General features: G+C 53.3%; 13 protein-coding genes. All 13 read right to left on the bottom strand.

Annotated elements, in window-relative coordinates; genetic code table 11:
* The 13 genes from JRC49_14285 to JRC49_14225 all read right to left on the bottom strand — a co-directional run bounded on the left by JRC49_14285 (position 1) and on the right by JRC49_14225 (position 15336).
* Positions 1-915 carry a class C sortase gene (locus JRC49_14285; GenBank protein QTE70933.1) on the bottom strand — a complete coding sequence of 305 codons (915 nt, stop codon included), beginning with the start codon at positions 913-915 and terminating at the stop codon, positions 1-3.
* Between the two features lie 16 nt (positions 916-931).
* Positions 932-2149 (bottom strand): glycoside hydrolase family 5 protein, encoded by a 1218-nt coding sequence (locus JRC49_14280; GenBank protein ID QTE70932.1) that lies wholly within the window; start codon positions 2147-2149, stop codon positions 932-934.
* A gap of 204 nt (positions 2150-2353) precedes the next feature.
* Entirely contained in the window at positions 2354-3823 is a 1470-nt protein-coding gene (locus JRC49_14275; GenBank protein ID QTE70931.1) for a SpaH/EbpB family LPXTG-anchored major pilin, read from the bottom strand.
* 216 nt (positions 3824-4039) lie between these two features.
* Complete coding sequence (lepB, locus tag JRC49_14270) at positions 4040-4639, bottom strand: signal peptidase I (protein ID QTE70930.1); 600 nt, start codon at positions 4637-4639, stop codon at positions 4040-4042.
* Between the two features lie 14 nt (positions 4640-4653).
* The gene (locus tag JRC49_14265) at positions 4654-5049 is read right to left on the bottom strand and encodes a hypothetical protein (GenBank protein ID QTE70929.1); all 396 of its coding nucleotides are present in this window, start codon (positions 5047-5049) and stop codon (positions 4654-4656) included.
* A 30-nt stretch (positions 5050-5079) separates the two neighbouring features.
* The gene (locus tag JRC49_14260) at positions 5080-7095 is read right to left on the bottom strand and encodes an ABC transporter substrate-binding protein (GenBank protein ID QTE70928.1); all 2016 of its coding nucleotides are present in this window, start codon (positions 7093-7095) and stop codon (positions 5080-5082) included.
* Positions 7096-7120: 25 nt separating this feature from the next.
* Positions 7121-8047 carry a hypothetical protein gene (locus JRC49_14255; GenBank protein ID QTE70927.1) on the bottom strand — a complete coding sequence of 309 codons (927 nt, stop codon included), beginning with the start codon at positions 8045-8047 and terminating at the stop codon, positions 7121-7123.
* Between the two features lie 11 nt (positions 8048-8058).
* Positions 8059-9021 (bottom strand): sortase, encoded by a 963-nt coding sequence (locus JRC49_14250; protein ID QTE70926.1) that lies wholly within the window; start codon positions 9019-9021, stop codon positions 8059-8061.
* Complete coding sequence (locus JRC49_14245) at positions 9018-9941, bottom strand: hypothetical protein (protein QTE70925.1); 924 nt, start codon at positions 9939-9941, stop codon at positions 9018-9020. Before JRC49_14245 ends, JRC49_14250 begins: the two co-directional genes overlap by 4 nt.
* Positions 9942-10109: 168 nt before the next feature.
* Positions 10110-11666, bottom strand: a complete 1557-nt coding sequence (locus JRC49_14240) for an endo-1,4-beta-xylanase (protein ID QTE70924.1) — start codon at positions 11664-11666, stop codon at positions 10110-10112.
* A gap of 159 nt (positions 11667-11825) precedes the next feature.
* Positions 11826-13259, bottom strand: coding sequence for a carbohydrate ABC transporter substrate-binding protein (locus JRC49_14235; GenBank protein ID QTE70923.1), 1434 nt, complete (start codon positions 13257-13259; stop codon positions 11826-11828).
* A 156-nt stretch (positions 13260-13415) separates the two neighbouring features.
* Positions 13416-14426 carry a carbohydrate ABC transporter permease gene (locus JRC49_14230; protein QTE70922.1) on the bottom strand — a complete coding sequence of 337 codons (1011 nt, stop codon included), beginning with the start codon at positions 14424-14426 and terminating at the stop codon, positions 13416-13418.
* Complete coding sequence (locus tag JRC49_14225; GenBank protein QTE72894.1) at positions 14419-15336, bottom strand: sugar ABC transporter permease; 918 nt, start codon at positions 15334-15336, stop codon at positions 14419-14421. The genes JRC49_14230 and JRC49_14225 overlap by 8 nt, the downstream gene beginning before the upstream one ends.
* Positions 15337-15361: the final 25 nt, after the last annotated feature.

Here is a 15361-nt window from a genome sequence, read left to right as displayed (position 1 = left end):
TCAGTAATATCTTGACTTCTTTTTCCGCCCTGCGAACAGGATAACCCACAGGATCATCACCAGTAAAACCGGGCCTGCGATAAACGGAACCACATACAGCGGCTCAACCTTCAGGGCGTCCGCCGTCACACGTACATCCAGCAGTTTCTTATCATTTTCCACCCGGACGCCGCGCACCAGCAGCCGGTGTGTATTGATGCCGTAAGGGGTGCAGGTCATCAGGGTACAGTAGTCCTTGCCGGGAAAAAGCGTCAGCTCGGAGCTGTCCTCCGGAAGGATAACCGTAATCTTGTCTACCTGGTAGGTCAGTGTCTGGTCCAGGATGTTCAGGTAGAACACGTCACCTACCTCCATTGCGTCCAGGTCGCTGAACAGTTTGGCGCTGGGCAGGCCGCGGTGACCGCTCAGCACGCTGTGGGAGGCGAACTCCACCTTGCTGTAATCCTCTTCATCCGGATGCACACTGCCCGCCGGAAGCGAGGTTCCGTCAATGTGGCCGATAGATGTCTGCAGCACCGCGTCGCTCGTTCCGTGATACACCGGCAGGTTTACGTCAATCCGTGGAATGGAAACAAAACCCATATTCCCTGTTCCGTCCACGTTAAGCTGACGCTCATAGTCGTCTATTTCTTCGTCGGTCATCGCCCAGGGATTCGGATCTTCCGCCAGCCTCCGGTTGTAATCCAGCGCCGACTCCCAGACCGCAATGTATTCCTCATTATCCAGCTCAGCAACGCGTTCCGCGTAGCCCTGGATAGCGCGGGTCTGGTGCATACTGTTCCAGTAATCACTGAATGCAGGATAACCCGCAATGGCGACGCCGGCAAGCAAAATCAGCACCAGGATCGCATTGGACACCCGATGTTTCTTTTTCTTCCCGGCTCCGCCTGCCGGAGGCCTTCCCTTTGTTTTCATACCTTTGTTTTCTTTCTTACCGGTTATACAGGCAGTTTTCCTGGATCGCCAGGGCAATGTCCGGATAAACCCAATTCAGCGTATTGCGCCGGATCAGGCCGAACCGTTCCCCGTCGCCCGTAAAGCCGTGGTTGTCCCACCATACGCATGTAATGCCCCGGGCACTGGCCGAAGCCACATAATACGATGTAAAGTTGACCCGGTCCTGCAGGTTTCCGTCCTTATCCAGGGCGCCGAATTCATCCATCATCACCGGGATACCGTTCTTGATAAAACGGTTATACAGGGCATTCATAAAGCTGGCGATTTCGCCTTTCTTGTTCTGGTCTTTTTCAATATCAAACGTGCGGTCTTTACTCTGGAGGTTCAGGGCAAAATTGTAAGGCGTATAGGCATGCGCTGCTACGATAATCCGGTTGTCCGCTATATCCTCCGGCAGCTGGAACGCCTGGTCCGCTGCATTCCAGGGGGAAGCGCAGTAAGCAGGCACCGCCAGGTAGCGTGTGGCGTTGTTCCCGCCGGATCCGCGGACGATGTCCACAAATTTCTGGTTCAGCTGGTTGATGTATTTGGCGGACAGCCGGCAGTCTGAAACACTGTTGTTCCAATTCCATTCATACATGGTTCCCACCAGCCGCGGCTCGTTCAGGGATTCCAGGATCAGATGATCATCGCAGTCCTTGAAAGCTTCAGCCATCTGTGTCCAGATTGCCGAAAGATACTCTTCGGAACGGGCATAATGTACAGTATCCGGATAGTAGTATTTTACATCGTTGTCATGATGCGTGTTGACAATCACATACATCCCCTGGTTCAGGGCCCAGCCCGCCACTTCTTTTACCCGCGCAAGCCAGTCCGCGTCGATGATGTTGTTTTCGTCCACATGGTTATGCCAGCTCACCGGTATCCGGATGGTATTGAAGCCCGCTTCCTTGATGGCCTCGATCAGTTCCGGCGTGGTTTTTGCACCCACCCAGCTGGTTTCCATTGCTGTGCCTTTTGCGTGCAGGCTGTACCCGTTGAACGCGTCAAAGGTATTGCCCAGGTTCCATCCGCATTTCATATCCTTCAGGAACGCCATGGCATCATTGTCCGGGATCTCAAACTTTTTCAGATCGTCTACCACGGGGATGATAATCCCTTCGGTCTGTACCGGCGGTTCAGCCAGGCCGGCAGCAGCGCTGATCATCAGGCAGAGTGCCAGCAGCAGGGCCGTAATCGTCTTCTTCCGCATTCTTGTATGTTCCTCCCCTGTAAAGGTTTTCGTTCTGCTGTTATTATACGCAAAGAACGCATCCTCTTCAAGCAAACGTTTGTACAAGCTTTTAGTACGATATTCCCTTTTCTGTCATTCAATCATTATGCATTATGCATTGTACATTGTGCATTGAGAAAAGCCCGAACTCTGAAGAGTCCGGGCCTTTCGAATCGATATGTATTATTCGTGTGCCTTGCGGCGGGCCACCAGCACCACACCCGCGCCGATGATCAGCAGTCCGCCGATCACATAGAAGATCGTGGTGCCGGAACCACCGGTACTGGGAAGAACAGAGCCTTCATTGTTCTTGACGTCTGTTTCTCCGAAAGATCCGTCTTTGGGTTTTACTTCAACGGGAGCTTTCAGGATGTTGTAACCGCCGGTAGGCGCCTTTGTTTCCTGCAGACTGTAGGCTTGCACGTCGGTATCCAGGCCATAGATCCGTACAGTCTTTCCGATGGTTGTTATCGTCTGTGTCCTGCCCTCTTCATTCGGCAGTGCGATCCGGTATACTTCACCAGGTGTCACTTCAATCAGATTCATGGGATTTCCGTCCAGCAGGAACTGGAACTCCGCACCCGCCAGCTGATCGCCTGTAGATCCATCGACCTTGTTAAACTTAAAGTCGTAGGTTTTGACTTCCGCTGTCTTGGGCTTCGTTGTATAATGCTCGCCATAGTCCAGGGTCACAGAGTTCGTTTCAGGATTGGCAGTCTGGGCATCTCCGTCAAGTACAGCCGTACATACAATCTCAAACTCTGTAACTTTGGTGGTATCTTGTTCTGCCGCTTCAGCAGCAGATACAACCAAAGCCTTGGGCAAAGTAAGGGTAAACCCGTCAGTCGTGGCCGCAACCGTATAATTGCTGGCAGCTACGTCTCCTCCGCCCATTTTCACAGAATCAACGGACTTATAGCTCAGGCCTGCGCTCATGGTATCTGTCAGTACAATCTGATCATTGGCCGTGGACGGAACTTTTACTTTAATGGTAAAAGTAATCTCATCGCCGATCTGGGCATTTTCGTCACTCTCATCGACTTCTTTTTCCACGGTCGGGAACTCGTTCTTTTCTTCAATTTCCACCGCGGTCAGTGTCTGCACAGCCACATTTTTACCGGCCGTGGATTTGACATAGTAATAACCGGGAGCCAGATCCCCACTGGTAGCGGTTCCGGCAACTGCCGTCTGGCTGAAGGTTCCTGTGGGGAAAAGACTCAGATCAATCGTTGCAATTGCAGCTGCAATATCGGCCCCCGTGGTGGTATCCGGCGTTTTCAGTTCCACATACCATCTGTCGGAATCGCCGACACGCGTCACTTTAAACACGCCGCAGTTTGCAAGGGCTTCTGCCTTGGTCGCACTGTCCGTATGATAGGATACCGCACCGCCGGACTGGCTGACACCGTTGCTTTCCGGATCAGATCCGATATCAGCTTCCAGGATCCGGTACCACGTATATGCCGTCGTATCCACTGCGGCTTCTGAATCTTTTGAAGTGGTGGTAATCGTAATGCTCGGGGTTGTCTTCGTACCGGTTGTCGTCTCTCCTCCGGTTTCTCCGCCGCCTTCTCCTCCACCATTTTCTGCGAAGGCACATACTACCGTCAGCATCAGAGCCAGCGCCAGCATCAAAGCAAACAGTTTTTTCATTTTCAGCATCCCCTCATTCATTATTTTGGCTATTAAGCGGATTAACCAAACTAATACTGTTTATGGATTTCCGTTATTCGGTAACATAGTATACAGGCTCTCTATTGTGATGTAATTATAGGCGTGTTTCCAATAGTTGTCAACGCTTTTGCGTACATCTGTTTCATTTTCCTCAGTTTTCTGTTTTGTTGATTGTTTTTTCCAGCATACAAATCATCAGAATCCGAACCAGGCAAGCCGGTTGAAGGGGTAAATCCGCGCCATCGGCTTTCCGAAGATCTCTTCCTGGGAAATGCAGCCGAAATTGGTTGCCCGGCTGTCAAAAGCATAGTCCCGGTTGTCTCCCAGCACAAAAAACTGTCCGGCCTGTACCCGGAACGGGAAATCAATGTCGCACTGGCCCAGTGCGTGCTCTGAGATATATCCGTCTTCCTCCAGGAACTCCCCGTTTACCTTCACATAGCCTTTTTCGTCAATCTCCACCGTGTCCCCTTCCCGGGCAATGACGCGGCGCAGGAGCAGTTTGTTGTTAAAGTAAAAGGCGCAGATCTCACCGTTGTTCACTTCGTCGCTTTTGGTCAGCAGTACGATGTCCCCGGGCTGGAAGCCGGGCTCCATATTGTGTCCGTTCGTAATCCGCAGAACCGGCAGGAAGATGAAGGCCACGATCACTGCCAGGGCTGCCACCACGATAAACGTTCCGATGGTGCCCTTCAGTGCCTGCCTGAATTTTCCCTTGCTGCGGACCTGGCTCATTTCGGATTCAATCTCGTTCAGATCCGGCAGTGTATCGGCTCTCCTGGGTTTCCTGGCCATGGCTGATCCCTCGTTTACTCAGTTTTCCCGTCTTCCTCCGGGGTATCGGTTTCCGTTTCCGGTTCTTCTGCTCCCTGCTTCGCCGCCTGTTCAATCTCTTCCTCTGTCGGCAGCTCCGGCAGGTCGATATCCACCATGGTCAGTTTCTGCAGCAGCCGAAGCTGCTCCTCTATCTTCTTCATCCGGATCTGGAGATCCTTCGCGGCGCCCTGCATCCGAAGTTCCTCTATCCGGTTCTCATAATCCCGGCGCGCGTAATCCAGCTGCTTGTCCGTCTGTTCCCGGATCTCGACAACTTTCCGCTCCGCCGCCTCGCAGCGCTCCTTCAGCTCCAGGTTCTCCTTGCGCATCGTGTAGATCAGTTCCAGCAGTTCAAAACGCCCAAGGCTCTTCAGCATGTTTTTCGCCATGCACTGTTCCTCCGCTATCAGGCCGTATTTTTACGGTAATATTTCAAAATCGTCCTCTGTATCGGTGGGATCGATTCCCCTGTCCACCATGGACTGATACACGTTATAGAAGCTGGACGCGACAATGGCGTCGCCCCAGGTGATGTACCGGATAATGTCATAGTTCATCAGGTCGCTGGTGTAGAAATCATAGTATACGTTGGAGTATACCGGGATCAGCGGCAGCAGGTCGCTCAGCTGTTCCTGGAAGGTGATCCATTTCTGTACAAAGCCCAATGCGTCGCTCGGCACGGTTTCCAGCATCAGACGAGCATATTCCGACATCTGCGCATGAGCCCAGGCCAGCGTGTCTTCCTTCGGCGCGTCCGGATCTCCGGCCAGGAAGAACAGCTGTGGATCGAATTCAATGTTGAAGTCATCCGCCACATAGAACATGTCGATGCCTTCAATATCCCGGTCATGGTAGGCATGCACCAGGTCATTCATTGTCATGGGCACAAGTGTCAGGCGAATTCCGGCCTGTTTCAGGGGTTCAACAAACCATGCTTCCATAGCTTCCGCCATCTCGTTACTTTCCGGATAAGCGAGGGTCAAATCCAGCTTCAGCAGTTCTCCCTGAACCTTTTTGCAGCGTACATCATCCCGTCCGGCAGCAAACCGCTGGCCATTCTCGTTCATCGTCCAGCCGACCGCATCCAGCAGCCTGGAGGCTCTTTCCACGTCCAGCTCATAGTGTTTCACACCATCCAGGGAAAGGGATTCCCACTGTTCAATTCTTGCATCATATGCTTCCTCTTCGTCCGGTGTAGGATCATCCGGCAGGGTTTCCGGATAGTCCTCTGTTCCCTTGACCATGCCGTACATCCACTGGCCGATGCCCAACATGCCGTCCACTGGAATACCGTACAGATACGTGTATTCATTCTGCAGGGCTTTTTTGTCCATGCAGTAAGCGATCGCCTGGCGGACGTTCTTTTCCTGCACAGCCGGCCTGTCCGGTGTAAAGACAATAAACGACAGGCCGATCCGGGGATAATTGGTCAGTGTATAGCCTTTGCCGGAAGAAACCAGTTCGATCCCTTTCGTGATTGTATCCCGGCGTACAACCTTATTCAGCAGCTGGAATTCATCCGCTTCCAGCTTTTCGATCATATCTTCATCCTTCGCCAGGGTAAAACGCAGCTTTGGAATCGTGGGTTTGAAGCCTTCCGCGTTTCCCTTGAAATAGGGATTGATCTCAAATGTACAAGTCTCCCCGTCCCAGGATGTCAGCACATAGGGTCCGCTGCCCACCGTCGGATGGGACAGATAGCCGTTTTCCGGATCCATAACGGTAGCCTCAAGCAGCTCCGTGCAGAAGATCTTCTCCTTCACATCCGGATCTTCGTTGCCGATATAGATGCCTTGCCCGTCATCATATACCTTGCAGCCGGGTGCGATTTCATGAATGGGATACGGAAGGAAGCCCATCCGGTACATCTCAAAGAAATACGGCAGCGCCTCCGGTTTGACGCGGAACTCTATCATCCTGTCATCGGTCACCCTGACGCCGGAGAGATAAGACACTTCGCCGGAAATATATTCCTCATATCCCTCCAGGTATGACAAATCCATGGGGCAGCCGCCCAGTTCGGCAATTTCAGGGGCCGCCTGGAACAATACGGAGAAAGCATAATCCCAGGCGGTAATCTCGGTTCCGTCGGAGTAATACAGGTCATCCGCCAGCTGGAACCGGTAAATCCTGATGCCCTTCGAATCCTCAAAAACACCCTGCGCTGAAGCGACAACCGGGTTGGCTCTCAGGAAACCGCTGTCGTAGCCCCATTCAACCAGGTAATACGCGTGAACAAGCGTCCGGACGTCAATATCGGTGGTGGCATTTCCCCACATGCCGGTAAAGAACTTTCCGTCCATCCGGGTCGGGTTGCCGACAACCAGCTCCTCATAATCCCTGTCCGGATACGTAAGGGCAGGCGCCTGCGCGCAGGCGGATATCCCGCTGAACAGCAGGATTCCCGCGGCAAGCATCGCAATCAATCTTCTCATGACTCCTGAACCTTCCCTTCCGGTTTTACTCAAAGCAGACACCGACATGAATCTGGATATTGTAAAGTCCAAGCGCAACCTCGTAATCTTCAAGGGACACCGTTACTTCCCCGGGATGGGGCTGCAGTGTGGGCACATGTTTGGGAACCGGTGTGTTATCTTCCGTATAATGCTCCGGTACCGGCGTCGGGACCGGCTTCTTCGTGACAGTCACCGGTTTCTCTGTCGGATGGGCAGTGGGTTTGTCTGTGACCTTTTCAGACGCTGTCGGCGTGGCTTTCGGCGACACAGCAGGCGTCGGTGATTCTTCCTCCGGTGAAACTGTGGGTTCAGGCGACTCCTCTGCCGGTGCAGTCGGCGTGGGAGAGGGTGTTGGAGAGGGCGTCGGTGAAGGCGTTTCCGGATCAACCGGCGGCACAAAGGGCGTAAACGTAGGCTTCTGTGTTGGTGTCGGGCTGGGCGTCGGCGTGATATATTCATACTTGGCCATCGCCCGTACCTGTATGCTGCCGCTGCTGTTCGGCACGGACAGCAGCATGGCGCTCATCGTCAGCCGCTCAGGCCCCGCTGTCATTTCGATATAGTAGATGCCGTGAACCAGCTCTTTGAACTCTATTTTTCCTTTTTCATCGCTGACGCCGTCGGCGGTCGGTTTGATTTTCCGGTCCGCGATCCGCTGCCGGATCTGGCTCAGCGTCATATCCACGGAGGCAGAACCGTCGCTCCGCACGAACACTGTGATATCACTGAATTCGTCGTTCATCGTCCAGTCGCCATAATCGCCAGTAGCAATCAGATAGATAGCCATCCGGATGCCCGACGGATCAAACTCGTTCCGGTCGTCGCCTATGGTAATACTCAGCCAGCCGTCCTTCGCTTCCTCCGTGCCGGCCGGAACAGACACACAGGAAAACAGCAGCGCGAAAGCCATCGCGATGCACAACATTCCCATTCCGCGCCTCTTCATGTCTCTCCTACCTCGTTGATTTCATTCGAAATCTGATCCATTGATTCCAAAGTCTTCTCCAGCTGTTCCGGGTCTTCCCTTTTCCCTTCATCGGGGAGTCGGTAGAACCGTCCCCGGATCAGTTCAATAATCCACAGCACCAGCAGTCCCGCGATCAGAACAGGACACCCCAGCAGCAATACATTCTGCCAGTTTGACGGGAAGGTGGCCTGATCGTTCTCTGCCAGTAACGTCCTGGCTTCCCGGATCGGAATCCGCTCCGCCTGAACCAGCAGCCGTTGATCCTTCCGCTGGGAAACCAGCGTCAGCTTCTCCTCCCCTTCGTCCGGTGTCAGATCCAGTTCTTTCAGTCCGGCGGGAGACAGCATCTGAACGCCTTTAACCCGGTAGACCATTGTCCGGTCCAGCACATTCAGTATTAACAGGTTTCCTGGGATCAACCTGTCCAGATCCTCCAGCATCCGGTCATCTGTCAGGCCAACATCCCCAAGCAATCCATCAGCCTTCAGCACCCCGGGACCCGCAAGTACGATATTCTCGCGGCTTTCGTCCGCCGGCAGGGAGCTTACGTCCACGTGTACCAGGTTCCGGGTTGCCGGCGTTTCAGTACTCAAATGATACACCGGCAGTGAAGTACCGATATCCGGGATGACCAGTTCCGCGATGATGCCGGAATGGACGTTCATGTGGTTCTGGTAATCCCGGGTTGTTCTTGTATTTCCAGCTGTGAAGATGTCTTCCATCCGGATTTCTTCCAGCCCCGCGTTCCATTCCGCCGCTTCCGCAAACAGTTTTTCACGCTGCTCTTTGCCCATGGCCGAGGTCTTTTCCCGGTATTCCTGCATCATCTCCGCGTCACGGCGCCGGGCCAGCTGATCAGACAACACAGGATACAGGAAATGCCCTATGACGACGACCAGCAGCAAAAGGGCCAGAATCCAGGCAAACAGTTTTTTCATTCCGCCGCCTCCGTTTCCGTACCGGCGACAACCGTCTGTCTGCCTGTCAGGTTTCCGAAGCACTGCAGCGGCCAGAGCGCAAATTCTGCCCGCCCCAGGATCTCTCCGTCAGAAACCGTACTGTAGTCTGTTTCCCGGCTGTCCACAGAAAGACTCAGCTGATCTCCCTGGACAAAATACCGGTCCCTGGCCATGATCAGCCGGCGCCCTTCCGGCGCCGCGTCCTCTGTCCGGCCGGAGGTATAATCTGTGCTGATTTCCAGTCCGTTTACCCTTGTCTCGGCGTAGGGGCTCAGTACCACCCGTTCTCCGGGACCTGCCAGCACACGCTTGAGCTGCGTCTTGACCGGGTTGACAACCGCAAACGGAATCGGATCCGTCAGCAGTGCCTGGCCGTAGGAGGCTTCCACTTCCTTCAGCCAGTATTCGCCGTTCTTCAGGTTCTCTGTACCGATGCTGACCGTTCCCTCTTCGGTGCTTTCAAAGATATCCGCGCCGGAAACAGAAGAAATCCAGGCCGCGCCTCCTTCTGTGGTTGCGTAATACTGCCTGGTTGTTCCCACGTCCCTGTATAAGACGTACCGGCAGTATCGCCGGGTTTTTCCCTTGGAATTCAGGATCGTCAGCTCAACCGGCTTCGCCAGTCTCTTCTCATACAGGATGATATCCCCGGCATTGTATACCTGGCCTGCTTCCGGTTTGCGTATGAGCAGCAGGCTTCCCTCCGGCAGTGTATCCCCCATCCCGGTCCCATGTGCCACTGCCAGCTGATAATACCGGAGGAATACAAACAGGCCGACGGCAATGCTCAGGGTCAGCAAAATGATCAGGCCCCGGCAGAGGCGTCTCCGTCTGTCGGAACGTCTCACTCGCTTCATTTCCCGAAGCAGTTCTTCATCTCTGGGATGATAGATTTCCATCCGTTCTCTCCCTGTCCGGTATTCCGGAATAATCCGGTCAAACAGTTACCGGAAAAAAACAGATTATTTTATATATAACCATTTTGAGTATAACGCGATTAACTTTCCTTTTCAAGTTTTTTCCAACTCGTACCAAACGAAAACAGGAGGGTTTCCCCTCCTGTATCTTTACTGGTAGTTTTCCGGATCAGCGACCGCCCAGAACGCGGGTTTCGGATTTCCCCTGCCGTCAAACAGCAGCGGAAACTGGCTTCCCCGCCAGCTCATCATATCCGTCAGTCCCCATACCTGGACCGCCTCAAACTGATCCGCGTGATCAATGAGTATTTTCATGACGTCCGCATAATACTTTGCCTGTTTCTTAAAGGAAGCTTCACTGTTATTGCTTACCGTCACGTCCAGCTCACTTACCCGAAGCCGCAGTCCCAGCGCGCCGATAGTTTCCACCGCCGTCCTGATCTGCTGGATAGAGGGGAAAGAAACATTGTGATGCATCTGGAATCCATAACCGTCAATGTTTCCTTCCGGAATCAGGGTGTTCAGCAGCTTCACAATGCCCCGAAGCTTGCCCCCGACAGCGGTATTGTAATCGTTATAGTAGAGCTTCGTGCCTTCCGGAGCATATTTCCGGGCGTATGCATAGGCGAAGTTCGGATAATCCTCACCGATGATCTTTTTCCAGTTGCTGTTCCGCAGCCAGTTGCTGCCGTCGTCAATCGCCTCGTTCAGCACGTCCCAGGAAACGACCACGCCCGGATAGTTCGCGTCAAGGTATTCAAAAACGCCCTTGATATAGTTCTCCATCCGGCCCAGCATTACTTCCCGGCTCACCAGCGGCTTCTTGGCGTCATAGCCCTCATGGAAAAACGCTTCGGGCGTCTGGCTGTGCCAGACCAGTACATGACCATGGACTTTAATTCCGTTGCTTTGTGCAAACCGCAGCAGCGACTTGGCCGCGTCAAAATGAACTGCCACCGCTGTTTCATTCCCGGTTTCCTTCAGCAGCGCCTTGCTTCCGTTCACATCCAGAACCGCATCCGGCTTCATTTCGTTTTCCGGCGTCAGGATGCTGAACTGTTCCTTCATCAGGTTCATCCATTTCGGATCACGGAATACCATCTGAGGTGCGGCAGAGCCGAAATCAAACTTGTCCGCGTAGATTTCCTTCAGGCTCGGCATGCTGTCCGCTTCTTCGATCACCATAGGGGGCTCCGTCGGCTTGGGTTCCGGTACGCCTTCCGGCGCGGTAACCGTAAAAGCGCGGATTTCAAAGTCCAGCGTATCGGCACCGGTGGTCTCCACATACAGTACGCTGCGGTCAAAGTGACCGGCAGTGTAACTGCCTGTCAGGGTGGTCCATTCGCCCTTTTTCGCCTTGCCGAAAGCCAGGTTCTCATAGGTTTCCATTCCTTCCACGCTGTGGGCAATGGAGATCATGAAATTTGCGCTGTCCAGCTCATCCTGCTTCACTTCAACGCTCAGGTTATATTTGCCGCCCTCCACCAGGTCGAAATCCCGTCCCGGGGAATTCCAGCTGCTCTGCCGTCCGGTGGTTTTCAGCGTGCTTTCGGCGGTCCTGGCAGACTGCGCTCCACGGCCGTACCATCCGTCAGTATCCTTGCTGAAATCAGATGTATAGACAGTTACCGCGTCATCCGCCAGTACGGAAACACAACTTCCCAGCAGGGAGAGAATCATCAGGAAAACCAGAAGCTTTTTACCCATGATATTAGGTCCTTTCTGACACGAATTTGTTCGTACATATTCTACCTGTTCAGATCGGATTATTCAAGGTGTAATGCATCATAAAAACCATAATTCTGAAATGGATACAAAAAAGGACCGCCCTTGCGGGCGGTCCGGGATACCAAAGAATGATCCGGCTTATTCAGCAGCGGGTTCTTCAGCAGCTTCTTCAGCAGCGGCTTCAGCAGCAGCGGCAGCAGCGGCTTCGCGCTCGGCCTTTTCAGCGTCAACCTGTTCCTGAGTCTTATCGCCGTTGAACACAGCAGCCATATCTTCCATGGCCAGACGTGCAGCTTCAACCTGCTCGGAAGCAGCGCCGCCCATGATGCCCCAGGTCAGGTTCGGGCCGATGGTGCTGTTGCGGTCTCCGATGTAGTTGAAGTTCATGATGGTGCCGTTCTCACGCAGATAAGCGTAGGTCTCTTCGACAGCGCGCTCATCGGTCAGTTCGTACAGGCGGGTGGCCCATGCATCTTCATCCGCGTCGATGACGGGGTTCTTCCGATACAGGGTGTAGATCTGCTGGAGCTTCAGAGAGGTCTCCTCGTCGTACACGGCGGGAATACCGAACACGTTGTTGTCAGCAGCGCTGGTGTAGGCATCAGCAGCAGGTCCCTTGGGCAAGCAGACGCAGCCCCACTCTTCGACGTTGTTCACGACGTCGTTGCCGTTGAAGCCTTCATAGGACTGACCAATCAGGAAAGCAACGTTGCCTTCCGGCCAGAACTGCTTATAGTCATCCCAGTTGACGTAGGGACGATAGTAGTTGCGGTTCCACTCCTGGATGCGGTTCAGAGCTGCCAGGGTGTTGTCGCTGTCAGCGGAGTAAACCAGTTTGCCTTCTTCGGTCTTCTCATAGAAGTCGCCGTTGTTGCTGACTACCAGGCCCACAACACCGTCGTCGAAGTTACCGGTCAGGGCAAAGACGTCGAGTTCACCGTCGTTATCCTTGTCGGCCTTCACAGCGTCCATGTAGCTTTCCATCTTTTCCCAGGTCCAGCTTCCGTCAGCCTGAGCGTCATAGATTTCTTCCCACTTGATGCCGGCGTCTTCCAGAACCTTCTTGTTGAAGAACACGCACTGACGGGGCTCGAAGAACTTGCCGCCGCAAACGCCGTAGCACTTGCCGCCGATGGTCATGAAGTCAACCGTCGCCTTGTTGAAGTTCTCAAGGCCGTAGGTCCATTCAGAGAACAGACCGTTCGCGAGCACGGGGCCACAGAAGCCGCCGGACACGCCGATGATGCGCAGTTCGCTGTTATCCTTGTTTGAAACGATATTCTGCAGTTCAGCAACCATACCGTCCCAGTCGCCCAGCTTGATTTCAACGAGCTTCACATTGTAGGTTTCTTCCAGCCAATCCCAGTAGTCATACTGAGCCTGCTGTTCTTCGGTGGGTTCTTCAGCGCGCTCACCGGAAGAATACCAGTCATTGATATACACAGTAGCGCCACCGAAGTCGAGGCCTTCGATGATTTCCGGATATTCTTCCGGAATGTCTTCCGCAGCAGCGAAGCTGCAGCAGCCCAGAACCATCAGAGCGGCCAATACCAGAGCCATGATTTTCTTCATAATGAGAAAACCTCCTTTTTTATTTCCTTACAGATTTCCCGCGGAAATCTGTATAGGTACAATTGTAAGTTGCGGATCCCCCGCCGTTCAGGACAATTATAGACCGTATTTTCCATTTAATCAAGTACAAGTATGTACATTTTTCGCATTTTGTGCTTATTCCTTGGAGCCTGTCATAGCCAGGCTTTCCACGAATGTACGCTGCGTGAAACAGTACAGAATGATCAGCGGAACACAGCAGAACAGCACGCCGATGGAGATCAGCTGCAGGGAACGTCCTGCGGACGGCGTCACAGGTGTACCCGCCATCTTGGACAGTTCGTCCGCCATCCGGTCTGTAATCGAGCTCAGTTCAGGCGCATAGAGCTTATATCCGGACAGGAAATTCCGCGAATAGAACAGATCCGTCCATTGCCACACGAAGCTGAACAGGAAACAGCTGGCGATAATCGGCACCGCGTCCGGAAGCATGATCTTCAGGAAGGTATGCATGGTTCCGCAGCCATCCACATAGGCTGCCTCTTCCAGACTTTCCGGCACATTCTTGAAATACTGCCTCAGCATGTAGATATACAGGCCGTCCTTCAGTCCCATGCAGGTCAGGCACATCATCAGATAGGGCCACAGGGACTTACGGATGTTCAGCGGCTGACCGTTGAACAGTGTAATAATGCCGAAAAGATCAAAACGGGTAAACGTGCGGTACAGGGCGCTCTGGATCGTCTGCGGCGGAATGATAATCAAAGCAATGACGCAGGCAAACCAGAACTTTTTCAGGGGAAACTCAAACCGTGCAAATCCATAAGCCACCAGTGTACAGGCCACAACCTGGCAGATACTGCTCAGGATAGAAATCCATAGGGTATTGAGCATGGATGTGGGCATGGATGTTGCCCGTGCCACTGCCGTAAAGTTATCCAGCGTAATATTCCGGGGCAGCAGTACGATCGTGGTATCGTACAGATCCTTCTCTTCCATCAGGCTCATGGAAAGACGGCTGATCATCGGGGAAATGATCATAAAGCAGAGACCGAACATCAGCAGGGCCCGGGTAACGGAAATGCTGATCTCCTTGATCCTGCGCTTCATCAGGTAGCCACCGCTGCGGCGGTTCCGTTCCTTGAAGCTCTTATTCTTTCCGATAAAGATCGTATTATCTTTACTCATAGGATTTCACCGCCCTTGAGATGATGAAAGCGCTGATGCCGATAAAGACGATCGCAACGGCAAAGTAAATCCAGCTTTCAGCCGCCGCAATGCCCAGATCCATTCGGACGCCGTTCATATAGATGTTGTTGATATGCTCCATGACCTGGTTGTTATTCTTCATGAAGAAGTCAATGATCGTGTAGATGCAGTTCACCAGCAGCAGCGGGCTGACCATCGGGAAAGTGATTTTCCAGAAGGATTCCCATGCGGAGCAGCCTTCCACATCCGCCGCCTCGTAAAGCGACGGGGAAATGGACTGCAGTCCGGACAGGAATACGATGATCTGGATACCGCTGGCCATCACGATGTCGTATATCGAGTTGATCATCTGGAATACGACATCGAACACACCCTGGCCGACGCCGGATACCTGCAGCAGATCCTCAATGGAAGCTGCTATGTTGACCCCCGATGAATCCCCCATTGCTTCCGACATGCTGTTGAGCAGGTTCAGGGAGCTGCTGTTGGTTTCAATGCCGGGCAGCACGCCGGAAGACAGGATAACCGGCAGGAAGAAGATAATCCGGCAGAGGATCCGGCCCTTGAATTTCTGGTTCAGGATCACGGCGATCACGAAGCTCATAACCAGCGTGGCAATCACGTTGATGGCCATACGGCTGATTTCATCTACCAGCATCTTGTTGAAATCCGGGTCCGTATTGAATGCATAGTTGTAGTTGTAAATGCCGTTGTAAGTCATCTCACCGGTATTGATGATATACCGGCTGAAGCTCATCTGCAGGGATACCGCCAGCGGTTTCACCATGAACGCGAGGAAGCCGATAATGAAAGGCAGGATAAATAATACTCCGGTGCGGGCACGGCGGGCAGGAATCGTATGATAGATCTTGCTGCCGGGGAAGAACATCTGGAACGCTTCGGTAATGCCGCTG

The sequence above is a fragment of the Clostridiales bacterium FE2011 genome (assembly GCA_017569305.1).
In the GTDB taxonomy this organism is placed as follows: domain Bacteria; phylum Bacillota; class Clostridia; order Christensenellales; family Aristaeellaceae; genus Aristaeella.
Note: the sequence above shows the minus strand (reverse complement) of the source record. Positions and strands in the feature narration are given on the sequence as shown.